The sequence below is a fragment of the Streptomyces varsoviensis genome (genome assembly GCF_000718635.1).
GTDB classification, from domain to species: Bacteria; Actinomycetota; Actinomycetes; order Streptomycetales; family Streptomycetaceae; genus Streptomyces; species Streptomyces varsoviensis.
This window is the reverse complement of sequence record NZ_JOBF01000010.1, coordinates 25,285-38,131: the sequence shown is the minus strand read 5'-3', so window position 1 is coordinate 38,131 and position 12,847 is coordinate 25,285. Positions and strand designations below refer to the sequence as shown.

Sequence of the window (12,847 nt, the reverse complement as noted above, 5' to 3'; positions counted from 1 at the left end):
GTCACCTGGCCTCGATCACGCGGACGCGGTGGTCGAAGGGGAAGAGCAGCGCCGACGGCGCCAGCTCGATGCGGTCCGTGGCGTCGCCGCGCCGCCCGGTCAGCGGGTCGGCGGGGTGCAGCAGCACCTCGTCCACCAGCTCCACGCCCGGCACCCGCTGGAGCGCCGCGAAGATCTCGCCGGAGCGCAGCGGCCGGCCGAACGGCCAGCCCTCGCCGTGCGCGCCGCCGGTCAGCGGGTCGAGGTAGGCGTAGAGCGCGTCCAGCGCCTCGGCCCGTACCCGCTCGGCCTGCGCGGCCCGGAAGGAGTGCAGCGTGGCGACGACCGTGACGCCCTGGTAGAAGGGCGGGCCGACGGAGAGCCGGGTGCCCAGCGGGCGGCGCTCGTCGAGGAACTCGGTGACGCGGCCGAGGAGTTCGTCGCCGGGCACCAACTGCTCGAAGCGGAGCCGGCCGCCGCGGTCGGAGACGGCCTGCGGGACGACGAGGACCCGTACCGCGTTGTCGCCGTGTTCGTGCTGGTCCGCCGCGAGGCAGGCGATACGGGCGGTCTCGGGCGCGGCGCGGCGCGCCAGCTCCTCGTAGTCCCGCGCGGTGACGGCCCGTTCCTGGGCGCGCAGCGCGATGGGGGCCCGTACCTTCGCCTCCTCGACCGTCTCGCCGTCCACGCCGCCGCGCGCGGCCTCCCGGTTCACGACGCGCGCGATGTACGGGATGGAGCTGCGCAGCACCTGTATCGCGCCGCGCGCCACGTTGCCGCCGCGCCCGCCGCCGGTGCGGTAGCGGGTGGCGCGGATCATCGCGCCCTTGGCGGGCACGGCGCCGAACTGGTGCACCTCGCCGTCCGCCTGGCGTACGGACGGGCCGAAGGCGATCTCCCCGGTGGCCGCGTCCAGGGTCAGATGGCGGTCCTCGGGGCCGGAGCGGGCGAAGTCGCCGACGACCTCCCAGCTCTGCCAGCCCTCGCCGTCCGAGACCTCCAGCAGCAGCGGCGGGTGGTCCCCGACGACGGGCGCGTTGGCGAGCCGGATGCGCTGGCCCGGCACGCCCGAGGACTCGCCCAGCGGCTCGTCCCGTACGACCTCGGCGTGGGCGGCCACCGTCGTGCCGCCGATGGTGAACGCGGACGCGGCCCGTACGGTCGGCGAGGCGCTGTAGAACGGCTGGCCCGGCGCGGCCTCGGTGACCCGGCAGCGCAGCCAGCCGGCCTCCCGGCGGCCGACGCGCGAGAGCAGATGGCCGGAGGGGATGTGCAGCACGACCTCGCCGGGCCGGTTGAGGCCGCCGGTGGTGTCCTCGTCGACCTCGCACTCGATCCAGCCGTCGGCCGTCCACGCCTCCCAGACCAGCGGCGGCTGCCGGGGGTCGACGCCGACGCCGTCCACCCGGCTGTCGAGGCTGAGCACCGCGACGCACCGCGGCACGGCCGCCGACAGCCCGAACAGCAGCATGTCGCCGGGTTGCGGCGACTCGGCGAAGACCGGCACGTCGTCGCCGCCGAAGATGTCCTGGCCACGGTCCTCCGGCGAGGACCCGGCGACCTGCCGCAGCACGGACTCCAGCTCGCACGGCACGATCGTCAGATCGTTCTCCGTCGCGAAGGCGACCGCCTCCTCGGACTCGGTGCGGCTGGTCGCGACCTCCGTGCCGGCGGGCAGCACGACGGGCTCCTCCTGCGGCGCGGAGAGCCAGAACGTGACGTCGGCGCGGGCCGCGGCGGGCGGGAAGAGGCTGACGCCCAGCAGGTCGAGGAAGGCGAGATGGTTCTTCTCCGGCACCCGGTTGAGGCGGTAGACGAGCTGGTCCGCCATGTGCGCGACGGCCTCGATGAGGGTGACGCCGGGGTCCGAGACGTTGTGGTCGGTCCACTCGGGGCAGCGCTGCTGGATGTAGCGCTTGGCGTCGTCGACGAACTGCTGGAAGCGCCGGTCGTCGAGGTGGGGGGCGGGCAGGGCCATCAGACGTCGCTTTCGGTGGACGGGATCACATAGAAGGGGAAGACGAGGGAGCGCGGGTTGTTGGTGCCGCGCACCGCGTACTGCACGTCGATGTACAGCACGGACGGGTCGTCCGGCGCCGGGCTCACCGTCACGTCCAGCACCTCGATGCGCGGCTCCCAGCGGTCCAGGGACAGCCGTACCTCGTACCGGATGCGCCCGGCCGTCGCCTCGTTGACCGGCGCGAAGACCAGGTCGTGCACCGCGCACCCGAACTCCGGCCGCATCGGCCGCTCGCCCGGCGCGGTGGCCAGTACGAGCCGCATGGACTCCTCGATCTCGCGCTCGCGGCGGACGAGCGCGATACCGCCGGAGACATCCGTGCGCATCGGGAACGCCCAGCCCGCGCCGACGAACTGCTCACTCATCTGCCGTGGCCCCCTCAGGCTCGCAAAGGCACTCGGTCCCGGACCGGCGCTGGGCCCCGGGCCGGCACTCGGTCCCGGACCGGCGCCCGGTCTCGGATCGGTGCTCGGACTCGGACCGGCGCCCGGTCTCGGATCGGTGCTCGGACTCGGACATGGACTCGGTTCTTCTTCCTCCGGATCGCGTGGGTCGCACGGTCAGATCGGCAGCGGGATGTCGTTGACGAGCACCACCGGCGTCTGCATGCCCACGATCGACGGGGAGGTGAGCGTCACCGGCCCGGCGGCCTTCATGCCGGCCGTGGCCCCCGCCTGGATCTCCACCGCGGCGCCCGCCTCGACGTTCACGGCGGCGGCCGCGTTGATGTCCGCCTCGGCGCCCGCGGTGACCCCGAACTTCATGCCCGCCTTGATGTCGATCGCCGCCCCCGCGGCCATGGTGATCGCCCCGCCGGCCTTCAGCGACAGATTGCCGCCGGCCGTGATGTCGACGTCGCGGGTGCCCCTGATGTGCACGCTGCCGTCGGACTTGATGGTCACGCTCGTCCTCACCTCGTCGAGGTGCACGGTGAACCTGCCGTTGCCGGTCTGGAGCCGGATGCCGCTCTTCATCTTGGACTTGGCGTCCACCAGTTCCAGCGTGTGCCCGCTGCGGGAGGTCAGACTGCGCCAGTTGACTTTGCCGCTGAGCCCGTCGACCGGGTCGATGTTGTCGGGGTCGGGGGTCGGCTTGTCCTTCCCGTTGTAGAGGCCCGCGATGACGTACGGGTGCTCCAGCGAGCCCCGGTCGAAGGCGACCAGCACCTCGTCCTCGACCTCCGGCATCAGCAGCCCGCCGCCCTTGACGCCGCCGAACTGCGCCACCCGGCACCAGTCGCTCTCGTACGTGTCCGACAGCCACGGGAACGTCAGCTTCACCCGGTTCAGCTTCAGCGGGTCCTTGGCGTTGCTGACCTGCGCCACGACCACGCCCGGCATGCTCGGCGCGTCGTCCGCGCCGCCGGAGGCCAGCCCGTACAGGGAGCGGAACTGCCGCGCCGAGACATGCAGCCAGGTGGTGAACGGCCGCCCCGACTCGAAGACATGACGGACGCCGGTCGCCGTGTACTTCCCCTCGAAGGGGAAGCCCGCGCCCTTGAGCGCCACCGGGTGACCCGGCCGCATCTCGGGGTTGCCGGTGATCGCCACCTCCAGCTCCGCGAAGGAGTTCGCCACGTCGTCGGCGAGCGCCTTCGCGGCATGCTTGACCTGCCCCGAGGTGGTGTACGGGGTCTGCGTCTCGGTCAGTTCGGACGACCCGAACGGCGACGACACCTTGCCCGGCGTGATGTCCGCGAGGATGTCCTCGCTCTTCGTGGCCGGGGAGTCGGCGTACAGCGAACGTTTGGTGCGCATGTCCCAGCCGCGCGCGGCGGCGCGCTTGACCTGCCCGGCGGCGGTCACCGACACCCGGGCCTGGGTGGTGTTGTGGCCGAACTCCAGCACGTACGGGGACTGCGCGGCCGGCGTGGTGTCGGACGGCGCGCCGGCGGCCGACGGCAGGTCGCTGAACTGGAGCTTGCCGTGCTGGTCGAAGTAGAGGTGGACATCGTTCTCCGCGGCGAGCCGGGAGAGGAAGTCCCAGTCGGTGATGTTGGGCTGGGTCGCCAGCTCGTACACCGTCGGCGTCGAGTCGATCTTGCCGGTGTCCAGGCCGCTCTTGGTGGCGAGGCGCTTGACGATGTCCCCGGCCGTCATGTTCGGGTACCCCTCGACGCGCCGGTTGCGCAGCAGCCGGTGGCCGAGGTCGTAGCCGCGCACCACCAGCGTCTTGCCGCCCGCGTCGACGTCCGCCTCCAGCGCGGTGACCTCGCCGGTCAGCATCGGGTCGCCCCGCTTGCCGTCCGTGAACGGGCACAGCTTCGCCTTGGCCCCCACCTTGATCTGCGGGAACTTCTTCAGGATGTCGCTGCCCGAGTCGTCGAACGTCAACTGGAACGCGGACGGCACGTTCACGCTCGCGTCCACCCAGCCCTCGATGAGATGGGCGGCCAGCTTGTCGGTCAGCACCGCCCCGCCGATCTCCGCGTGGAGGACGGTGGTGAAGGTCTTCTCGGTCATCGGTCCTCCTCGGCCAGGTCCGGCGCCCGTACCTCGTCGGCGGCCGGCAGCAGCAGTTCGGTGCCGGGCCGCAGCCGCATCGGGTCGTCGATGTCGTTCGCCTCCGCGATCACCCGCCAGCGCGTCGCGTCCCCGTACTCCCGCCAGGCCAGCGAGGCCAGCGAGTCGCCCGCCACGGTGCGGGTGATGCGGCGCGCGGAGAGCGCGCCGGACGTCGGGTTCTGCCCCTTGGTGGACATCGCCACCTCGGTGAGCGACACCGTGCACGTCGCGCGGATCGGCTCGCCGGTCGGGTTGAACAGCGTGTAGTTCGCGTTCACGGACGTCACGTAGGCGATGAACTGCACCGTGTTGAACGAGCCCCACGAGAACCGCACCCACGGCGGCGACGGCCGCTTCGACTGCGCGCTCTGCGACGTCACCTCGCAGCAGGACAGCAGCAGTTCGACCTGCTTCTGCACCTTGCCGGACTTCGGGGTGCCGGACGCGTCCAGGAACACTTCGAGCTGGAGCGTCGCCGGCCGGGTGCCGGTGAACTTCGGCGGCGCGCCGCGCATGTACGCCACCGCCTGCCGCGTCTGCCACTCCGCCTCGCGCCCCATCTGGAGCTGCGTCGGGTTGAACTGGAACTCCACTTCCCCGATCTTCCCGCCCATCGACCCGCCCAGGTCGGTGGGCGGCTGATGGATCGCGAGCGACGCCCGTACCAGGCTCGCTCCCGCCTTGCCGCCGGTCGGCGCGGCCATCAGGCACCTCCCGCGTCGGTGAAACCGTGATGGGCGATCTCCAGCGTCTCCGTCGCCACGCTCGGGCTCTCCGGGTTGAGGCTCGGCCCCTGCCAGCGCACCGGCAGCACCTCCACCAGCCCCCACTGCGCGACGATCGAACCGTTCGCGCGGAGCGCCGCGATCTGCGCCGTCGGCCGGCTGATGCCGGTGGCGATCGACGAGATCCAGGCGGCGACCCGCGCCGTCTCGGCGGTCAGCGGCCGCGTGAGCCGGATCGTGGAGAACGTCACGCGCGACGGCAACTGCCACACGAAGCCGTTGTTTCCGCCCTCCTGCCGCTGCTCCACCTCCACTTCGGAGGCGAGCCCCTCGCAGCCGTTGAACAGCCCGAGGTCCTGGCCGTCGATGGTCAGCTTGAAGAAGACGGTGGAACCGGGGTCCTCGGTGTTCGGCATGGGCTGGATCTCTCGCTAGTGGTACGGGGGCGGGGCGGGGTTGGGGGTGGCTGGGGGCATGCTCAGCGCCCGCGGTCGCGCAGCCGCCCGACGCGCTCGCGGTCTGCCCGCAGCTCGGCGCGGAGCAGCCGCGAGATCGGCGCGACGAGCCGCCGCGCCAGGTCGTCGAGCTGGGCCGGGGTGGCGGCGATGGGCTCGGCGTCGGAGGGGGCGGCCGCTGACGTTGCCGTTGCCGTTGCCGCTGACGCCGATTCCGAGGTGGGTCGCCGCGGCTTCTCGGGCGGAGGCGGTGGCGGCGGGGCGGACGCCCGGGCGGGCGGGGGCGGTGGCTGAACGGGCGCTTGCTGCCGCTGCGGCGGCGGCGCGGGCGCCGGAGCCGGGTCCGGCGCGGCCACCGGCACCTCGACCGTGCGCCGCTGTACGGGCGCGGGCACAGCGACAGGCGCGGCCGGCCGCCGCAACGGCACCACCGGCGCCGCCCGCTCGGCTCCGCCGCCCGCCTCGCTCACGGTGGGCGCACTGCGCCGCCGCACGAGCGGCGCGACGGCCTGCGCCAGTCCGAGGTCCTTGGCGCGGCCGGTGGCGGTGGGGTCGGCCCGGCGCTGCACGAGCGGCGCGGCCGCCTCTGCCAGCCCGGGCCCGCCACCGGAGGAGGGAGCGGGGGCGCCCCCCGCGTCCCCCGCCGGGCCCCCGGCATGCGCCGACTCCAGCCGGTTGCCGGGCCCCCCGGTGGTGGCCCGCCGCTGGACGGCGGGCCGGGCGGGAACGGCGACGGTTGGGGCGGAGCCCTCGACGTTGCCGCCGCTGGGGCCGTGGCCGCTGGTGGTGGCCCGTCGCAGTACGGCGGCGTCCGCCGAGGCGATGCCGGGCTGGCGCCCGGCGGCTCGTACGGGCGCGGCGTCGCCGCCGGTCGCCGTCCGGCGCTGGACGGCCGGGGCCGCAGCCTCTGGCGACGGAACGTCGCCGATGGCGGTGTCCGCAGCGTCCTGAGCGGTGCGGATCGGCGCGGCACCGCCCGCCGTCGGCCTCCGCTGGACGGTGTCGCGCTCCGCGCCGACGGGCGCACCGACGGGGGCGCTGTCGGCGCCCGCAGACCCGGGGCGGTTCGTTGACGCCTCGTCACCCGTAGCGGCCCGTCGTTGCACGGCCGGGCCGCCCGGCGCCGCCGTGTTGGGAGCCGAGCCCAACTGGCCCGGCCCCCCGCCCGCAGCGGCTGACGGGGCGTCGCTCGTGGCGTTGGTGCTCGCGCTCTGGCTGGTGGTGTGAATGGGCGCTGCGCCGCCGATGGTCGGTCGCCGCTGAATAGCGGGCCCCACCGGGGCCCCGGCGGGGCGTGCGGGGGCGGCGTCGCCCTCTGTCGCCGCGCGGCGTTGTACGGCCGGGCCTGCTGTGTTGGCGGCAGCGCCCAACTGGCCCTGGCTTCCGCCCGTGGCGGTTGACGGGGCGTCGCTGGTGGCGTTGCTGCTCGCGTCGCCGGCTGTGGTCCGCCGCTGTATGGCGGGCCCCACGGGGGCGCCGGTGGGGTGTGCGGGGGCGGCGTCGCCCCCTGTCGTCGCGCGGCGTTGTACGGCCGGGCCGCCCTGGCCTGCGGCGCCGGGGGCCGAGGTGGCCTGCCCGGCGACCGTGGGCCGTTGCTGGACGGCGGGCCCCTCGGGGGCCCCGGTGGGGCGTACGTGCGCGGCGTCCTCGCTGGTCGTCGCGCGGCGCTGTACGGCTGCGGCACCCGGCCTGGGCGCTGAGCCGCCGACCGTGGGCCGCCACTGTATGGAGGGCCCCTCGGGGGCTCCCGCGGGGCGTACGGACGCGGCGTCCCCGCTGGTCCTCGCGCGGCGTTGTACGGCCGGGCCGCCGGGCCCCGCCGTGTTGGCGGCCGAGGCGGACTGGCCCTGGCCCGTGGCGGTTGGCGGAGCGTCGCTGGTGTGAAGGGGCGCGCTGCCGCCCGCCGTCGGTCGCCGCTGCACGGCGGGTGGCTCGGGTGCTCCTGCGGGGCGTGCGGGGGCGGCGTCGCCCCCTGTCGTTGCGCGCCCCTGTACGGCCGGGCCGCCGGACCTGGCCGAGTCGGTGGCCGGGCCCAACTGGCCTTGGCCCCGGTCCGTGGCGGTCGGGGGAGTCTCGCTGGTGTGGATGGGTGCTGCGCCGCCCGCCGTCGGTCGCCGCTGCACGGCGGGCCCCTCGGGGGTACCCGTGGGGCGTGCGGGCGCGGCGTCGCCGCCGGTCGTCGCGCGGCGTTGTACGGCCGGGCCGCCGGGCCTCGCCGAGTCGGCGGCCGGGCCCAACTGGCCCTGGCCCGTGGCGGTCGGCGGAGTCTCGCTGGTGTGGATGGGGGCTGCGCCACCCGCTGTCGGGCGGCGCTGCACGGCGGGCCCCTCGGGGGTCCCGGTGGGGCGTGCGGGGGCGGCGTCGCCCCCTGTCGTTGCGCGGCGTTGTACGGCCGGGCCGCCGGGCCCCGCCGTATTGGCGGCCGAGGCGGACTGGCCCTGGGCACCGCCCGTAGCGGTACGTCGCTGCTCTGCCGCGTCTGCGGCCGGGCCGCCGCCGGGGTTCGCCTGTCGTTGTACGGCGGGGCCCGCCGTGTTGGCGGCCGGGCTCGATGGCCCCAGGCCACCACTCGTAGCCGCTCGCCGCTGCGCGGCCGGACGGTCCGGTCCCTTCGAGGCGTCAGCCGAAGCCGACTGATCGTGGCTCCGACCCGTGGTCGCCCTGCGTTGTACGGCCGGGCCGCCGGGTCCCGCCGCGTCGGTGCCAGAGCCCAACTGGCCCTGGCCACCGCCCGTAGTGGAGCGTCGCTGCCCAGCAGCGCCACCCTGACCTGGGGCGACTCCGGTCTGTCCACCGTTCGCAGCCGCCCTGCGTTGTACGGCCGGGCCGCCGGGCCTCACCGCGTCGGTGCCCGAGCCCAACTGGCCCCGGGCGCCCGCAGCGGCGCGCCCCTGACTCGCGGCGTCTCCGGCCTGCCCACCGCTCGTAGCCGCGCTGCGTTGTACGGCCGGGCCGCCAGGCCCCGCCGCGTCGGCGCCCGAGCCCCGCCGGCCTTGGCCGCTCGCAGTGGCGCGCCCCTGACCTGCCGCGTCTCCGGCCTGGCCACCGCCGCCAGTCGTTGCCCGCCGTTGTACGGCCGGGCCGCCGGGTGCTGCCGCGTCGGCGCCGGAGCCGGCGGGCCGGGCGGCGGGCGCGTCCGCGTTCGCCGCCTGTCGCTGCACGGCCGATACGGGGGTGGACGGCCGTACAGCGACAGGGGCTTCGGCCGCCGGCGCGGTGCGTTGCGCGTCGGCGGCCGTGGTCCCCGCCCCGGGGGTGTGGCCCGAGGCGGGGACGTTCGTGGGCCGGGCCGCCGGGAGGCGGCGCGGCGTGGCGGTGGGCGCCGCCTTGGTGAGGCTACGGGTGGCCGCCCGCTGGACGGGGGCCGTGCGCAGGGAGCGCGGCTCCGGCGGTTCGGGCGCGGCCGAGACGTCCGTACGGCCGCGCGAGGCCACCGGCAGCACCGGCAGAGCCGGCAGCACGTTCCCGCTCGGCGCGCTCCCGCTCGGAGCGGAGGACGACGCCGACGCGGAGGACGAGGCCGACGCGGCCGAAGCCGTCGACGCGGCGGCCGGCCCGGCCGGCGCGGCGGCCCGCGTCGGCGAGAGCACCCCGCCGACTATGCCGCTGGGCGCGGAGGCCCGTACGTCGTGCCCCAGCTCCCCGCCGAAGGACGGGTCGCGGTGCGCGGCGAGCGAGCCGGTGAACGCCGTTTCGACGACCGGGCGTACCGCGCCGAGCACCCGCTGTACGGGCGGCACGGCGGCCCAACCGCCGTCCAGAGCCTCGGCGGGCGCGGGCCGGACAGCCGGCGCGCCGCCCGATGGCGCGTCAGCAGCCGACGACCCAGCGGCGGCCGATGACGATCCAGCGGCGGCCGATGACGATCCAGCGGCGGCCGATGACGATCCAGCGGCGGCCGACAGCGAACCAGCCGTCGTCCCCGACGAATCAGCCGCCGCCCCCGACGAACCAGCCGCCACCCCCGGCAACGAACCAGCCGCCGCCGAAGAATCGGCCCCCGCCCCGCGGGACTTCCTCCTGAACAACCCCATGCCCCGTCACTGCCTCCCTTCGGCGCGTTCCACCAGTTCCGCGATCCGCGTCGCGTAGGCGCGCCGGTCGGCGTGTTCGAGGTCGAGGATGTCCTCAAGGCCCCAGTGGAAGTGGTAGGCGAGGTACGCGACTTCCTCGTGGATCAGGTCGGTCGCGTACGTCACGATTCCCCCAGGCGGCTCCCGGCCAGCTCGACCTCGAAGGACTCCGAGCAGTGCGGGCAGGCGACCGCGGCGCGGGTGTGGCCCTCCGCGTTGATCTGCCGGTAGAAGTCCTGGAGGAAGGCGAGGTCGGAGGCGAACATGTTCTCCACCGTCCCGTCGTGCACGATCGGCAGGGTGCCCAGCCGGGTGATGACCCGGCCGAGCAGGACCACCGACAGGTAGGCCGGGTTCTCCCGGACGCGCACGTCGCGCAGGGGGATCAGTTCGTCGCGGGCGGTCGCGAGCCGCATCGCGCCGTTGCGGTGCACGGTGCCGGACTCGTCGACGAAGCCGCGCGGCAGCTCGAACTCGAACTCCGTGCGCAGGGGTTCCCGGACCTGTTGCGCGGCCGCGCCGGGCGCGGCGGGGGACGGCCCCGCCACGCCCGCCGGTGCCGCCGGGCCTTCGCGCCGCATTACTCGATGACCAGCTCTTCGAAGACGATGGTGACCTGCTCGGTCAGCGCGGCGGCGTCGCCGGCCTTGACGCTGTTGGTCTCCACCTTGCTGCACCAGGCGTTGCGCATGTTGTAGCGCTTCACCGGGTTGTTCTGGAAGTCCATCATCATGATGGTGGCGTTCTTGCGGGCGGAGCCCATGTCACCGGCGATGGACTGGTTGATCCACTCGCTGAACGACGACGACTGGGTCATGCCGCGGGTCACCGTGGCCTCGCCGGCCTTCTTGGTGCCGGGCATCTTCTTGACGACGGGCTTGCCGTCCGACGAGACCTGCTGGTACTCGATGACGTCCTGCTCCATCGTCAGGCCGCTGACCTCCTGGAGGTACTCGACCATCACGCCGTCGATCTGGAGGCCGAAATTATGTGTGGTGAGGGCGTCACCGGGCTGAAGCGACAAGGGAGTTCACTCTTCCTTCTGTTCTGCTGGTCCTGAGCGGTACGGGACGACGACGCGAGCTGGTGCGAAGCGGTACTGGCAGCTCCGCGGCGGTACGGGCGACGGGCGCGGCCTCCGGCGGCGGAGGCCGCGCCGTGGCCCTGGTGGTTCGGGGCTGCTACTCCTCCAGCTCGCCACCGCCGCCGGAGAACTGCGCCAGCCGGAACACCACGAACTCGGCGGGCTTCACCGGCGCGATGCCGATCTCGCAGACGACCCGGCCGACGTCCACCGACTCCGGCGGGTTGGTCTCCTCGTCGCACTTGACGTAGAACGCGTCCTCGGGCCGTGTCCCGAACAGCGCGCCCGCCCGCCACTCGTTGACCAGGAAGGCCGAGATGTTGCGGCGGATGCGCGCCCACAGCGCCTGGTCGTTGGGCTCGAAGACGACCCACTGGGTGCCGATGAGGATCGACTCTTCGAGGTAGTTGAAGTACCGGCGGACGTTCAGGTAGCGCCAGGCCGGGTCGGAGGCCAGGGTGCGCGCGCCCCAGACCCGGATGCCGCGGCCGGGGAAGGCCCGGATGCAGTTGACGCCGATGGGGTTGAGCAGGTCCTGCTCGCCGCGGGTGATCTGGAGCTCCAGGTCGACGGCGCCGCGCACGATCTCGTTGGCCGGGGCCTTGTGCACGCCGCGCTCGGAGTCGTTGCGGGCCCACACGCCGGACATGTGGCCGGACGGCGGCACGGTCTTGGTCTGGCCGGTGGCCGGGTCGAAGACCTTGATCCAGGGGTAGTAGAGGGCGGCGTACCGGGAGTCGTAGCCCGCGACCTCCTGGCGCCACTGGCGGATCTGCCGGGCGCCGAGCGACGGCGGCGGGTCGAGGATCGCCATCCGGTCGCCCATCAGCTCGCAGTGCGCGACCAGCCCGAGCTGTACGGCCTTGACGTGCTCCAGGTCGATGAGGCCCTGCTGGTAGGCGGCCATCAGGTCGGGCACGGCGACCATGTTGATCTCGTCGAGCGCCTCCAGGCCGCCGAAGCCCGTGCGGTCGGCGGAGTCGCCGATGAACCGGCTGGGGGCGAGCTGCTCCAGCTCGGCGCCGGTGTCCGGCGCGGCGGGCGCGGGGGCCGGTACGGCCGGGGCGAGGGCGACGGTCTGCGCGTCGGGCTTCGCGAGCTGGGCGGCCGGGGCCGCCTCCTCCATGACGATCAGCTTGGAGCGCTGCTTGACCTGCGTGACGACGTAGTTCCGCGCGCTCTTCTTCGCGCTGACCTCGAAGCTCTCGACGGCCTTGTCGCCGTCCTTGACGACCAGCTTGAACCGGTCGGCGGCGCCCTCGCCCTCGACGTCCTGCACCTCGACGCTGAGCGAGCCGCCGGCGATCGCGGAGACCTTGAACGAGCCGAGCGCCGCGGGCTCCCCGGCGACCAGCTCCTTGACGAGACCGTTGGACACCGTCGCCGTCGCCGTCCCGCCCCGGGCGCCGCCGTCCGCCCCCGCGGCCTGGTCCGTGCCGCCGACCCGGATGACGTACGCGGCGGTGCCGCCGTTGTTGAAGAACCCGTAGACGGCGTGCGCGAGGTAGTACCCGTCGGCGAACTCGCCGAAGGAGGCCACGTACTGCGACCAGTTCGTCACCAGCGTCGGCTCATTGACCGGACCGACCGGCGCCAGACCGACGAAAGCCGCGACGGAGGTGCCGACGCCCTCGATGGGGCGCGATCCGCTGGCGACTTCCTCGACGTACACGCCGGGGGACAGGTAAGAGGGCATGGGGGCTGAACTCCTTGCGACGGTGAAGTTGGTGGCACGGGGCAGCGGTGGGGCGGCGTAGAACGGTGATATCTCACCCGTTGACGGTGATATCTCTCGCGCGCGCTCCCCATGACCTGGCCTGACTCGCCCCGTACTGACCAGTGGTGACGATCGTCCGGTATCGACCATGGCGTAACGCCCCCACGGCCCGAAGGAGCGAACGGACGTCGTCGGGGGCAGGGGTGGGTGCCCGAACGGACACCCGCTGTACCGGACCCCCGCCCGGAGCCCGCGGCGGCATCGGGTCAAAGGCGTACATGTCGCTCGGC

The 12,847-nt window shown here is 74.1% G+C and carries 11 protein-coding genes; 1 reads left to right on the top strand and 10 read right to left on the bottom strand.

What is annotated here, in order from left to right; genetic code table 11:
- Position 1: 1 nt before the first annotated feature.
- From IF55_RS15635 to IF55_RS39380, 6 genes are all read right to left on the bottom strand, one after another.
- The gene (locus IF55_RS15635) at positions 2–1,957 is read right to left on the bottom strand and encodes a putative baseplate assembly protein (protein WP_030887018.1); all 1,956 of its coding nucleotides are present in this window, start codon (positions 1,955–1,957) and stop codon (positions 2–4) included.
- The gene (locus tag IF55_RS15630) at positions 1,957–2,364 is read right to left on the bottom strand and encodes a GPW/gp25 family protein (protein WP_030887014.1); all 408 of its coding nucleotides are present in this window, start codon (positions 2,362–2,364) and stop codon (positions 1,957–1,959) included. The genes IF55_RS15635 and IF55_RS15630 overlap by 1 nt, the downstream gene beginning before the upstream one ends.
- Before the next feature lie 195 nt (positions 2,365–2,559).
- The gene (locus IF55_RS15625) at positions 2,560–4,461 is read right to left on the bottom strand and encodes a VgrG-related protein (protein ID WP_030887011.1); all 1,902 of its coding nucleotides are present in this window, start codon (positions 4,459–4,461) and stop codon (positions 2,560–2,562) included.
- Positions 4,458–5,207, bottom strand: coding sequence for a CIS tube protein (locus tag IF55_RS15620; RefSeq protein ID WP_030887008.1), 750 nt, complete (start codon positions 5,205–5,207; stop codon positions 4,458–4,460). Before IF55_RS15620 ends, IF55_RS15625 begins: the two co-directional genes overlap by 4 nt.
- The gene (locus tag IF55_RS15615) at positions 5,207–5,644 is read right to left on the bottom strand and encodes a phage tail protein (RefSeq protein WP_030887006.1); all 438 of its coding nucleotides are present in this window, start codon (positions 5,642–5,644) and stop codon (positions 5,207–5,209) included. The genes IF55_RS15620 and IF55_RS15615 overlap by 1 nt, the downstream gene beginning before the upstream one ends.
- Before the next feature lie 62 nt (positions 5,645–5,706).
- Positions 5,707–7,605, bottom strand: coding sequence for a hypothetical protein (locus IF55_RS39380; protein WP_157854466.1), 1,899 nt, complete (start codon positions 7,603–7,605; stop codon positions 5,707–5,709).
- A 1,252-nt stretch (positions 7,606–8,857) separates the two neighbouring features.
- On the opposite strand from IF55_RS39380, the gene IF55_RS38555 reads away from it, so the two are divergent.
- On the top strand, positions 8,858–9,775 hold the full coding sequence (locus IF55_RS38555) for a hypothetical protein (protein ID WP_157854464.1): 918 nt from the start codon (positions 8,858–8,860) through the stop codon (positions 9,773–9,775).
- Here the strand turns inward: IF55_RS38555 and IF55_RS39750 are convergent.
- The 4 genes from IF55_RS39750 to IF55_RS15590 all read right to left on the bottom strand — a co-directional run bounded on the left by IF55_RS39750 (position 9,724) and on the right by IF55_RS15590 (position 12,536).
- Positions 9,724–9,882 (bottom strand): DUF6760 family protein, encoded by a 159-nt coding sequence (locus tag IF55_RS39750; protein ID WP_169767216.1) that lies wholly within the window; start codon positions 9,880–9,882, stop codon positions 9,724–9,726. The genes IF55_RS38555 and IF55_RS39750 overlap by 52 nt on opposite strands.
- Complete coding sequence (locus IF55_RS15600; RefSeq protein ID WP_030886999.1) at positions 9,879–10,337, bottom strand: hypothetical protein; 459 nt, start codon at positions 10,335–10,337, stop codon at positions 9,879–9,881. Before IF55_RS15600 ends, IF55_RS39750 begins: the two co-directional genes overlap by 4 nt.
- Positions 10,337–10,780, bottom strand: coding sequence for a phage tail protein (locus tag IF55_RS15595; RefSeq protein WP_030886997.1), 444 nt, complete (start codon positions 10,778–10,780; stop codon positions 10,337–10,339). Before IF55_RS15595 ends, IF55_RS15600 begins: the two co-directional genes overlap by 1 nt.
- Before the next feature lie 157 nt (positions 10,781–10,937).
- The gene (locus IF55_RS15590) at positions 10,938–12,536 is read right to left on the bottom strand and encodes a phage tail sheath subtilisin-like domain-containing protein (protein WP_030886994.1); all 1,599 of its coding nucleotides are present in this window, start codon (positions 12,534–12,536) and stop codon (positions 10,938–10,940) included.
- Positions 12,537–12,847 lie beyond the last annotated feature (311 nt).

Bases quoted from the DNA above. Each gene is read 5' to 3' on its own strand.
- IF55_RS15620 (WP_030887008.1), bottom strand. From the start codon at position 5,207: ATGGCCGCGCCGACCGGCGGCAAGGCGGGAGCGAGCCTGGTACGGGCG.
- IF55_RS15635 (WP_030887018.1), bottom strand. From the start codon at position 1,957: ATGGCCCTGCCCGCCCCCCACCTCGACGACCGGCGCTTCCAGCAGTTC.
- IF55_RS15625 (WP_030887011.1), bottom strand. From the start codon at position 4,461: ATGACCGAGAAGACCTTCACCACCGTCCTCCACGCGGAGATCGGCGGG.
- IF55_RS15630 (WP_030887014.1), bottom strand. From the start codon at position 2,364: ATGAGTGAGCAGTTCGTCGGCGCGGGCTGGGCGTTCCCGATGCGCACG.
- IF55_RS15615 (WP_030887006.1), bottom strand. From the start codon at position 5,644: ATGCCGAACACCGAGGACCCCGGTTCCACCGTCTTCTTCAAGCTGACC.
- IF55_RS15590 (WP_030886994.1), bottom strand. From the start codon at position 12,536: ATGCCCTCTTACCTGTCCCCCGGCGTGTACGTCGAGGAAGTCGCCAGC.
- IF55_RS15600 (WP_030886999.1), bottom strand. From the start codon at position 10,337: ATGCGGCGCGAAGGCCCGGCGGCACCGGCGGGCGTGGCGGGGCCGTCC.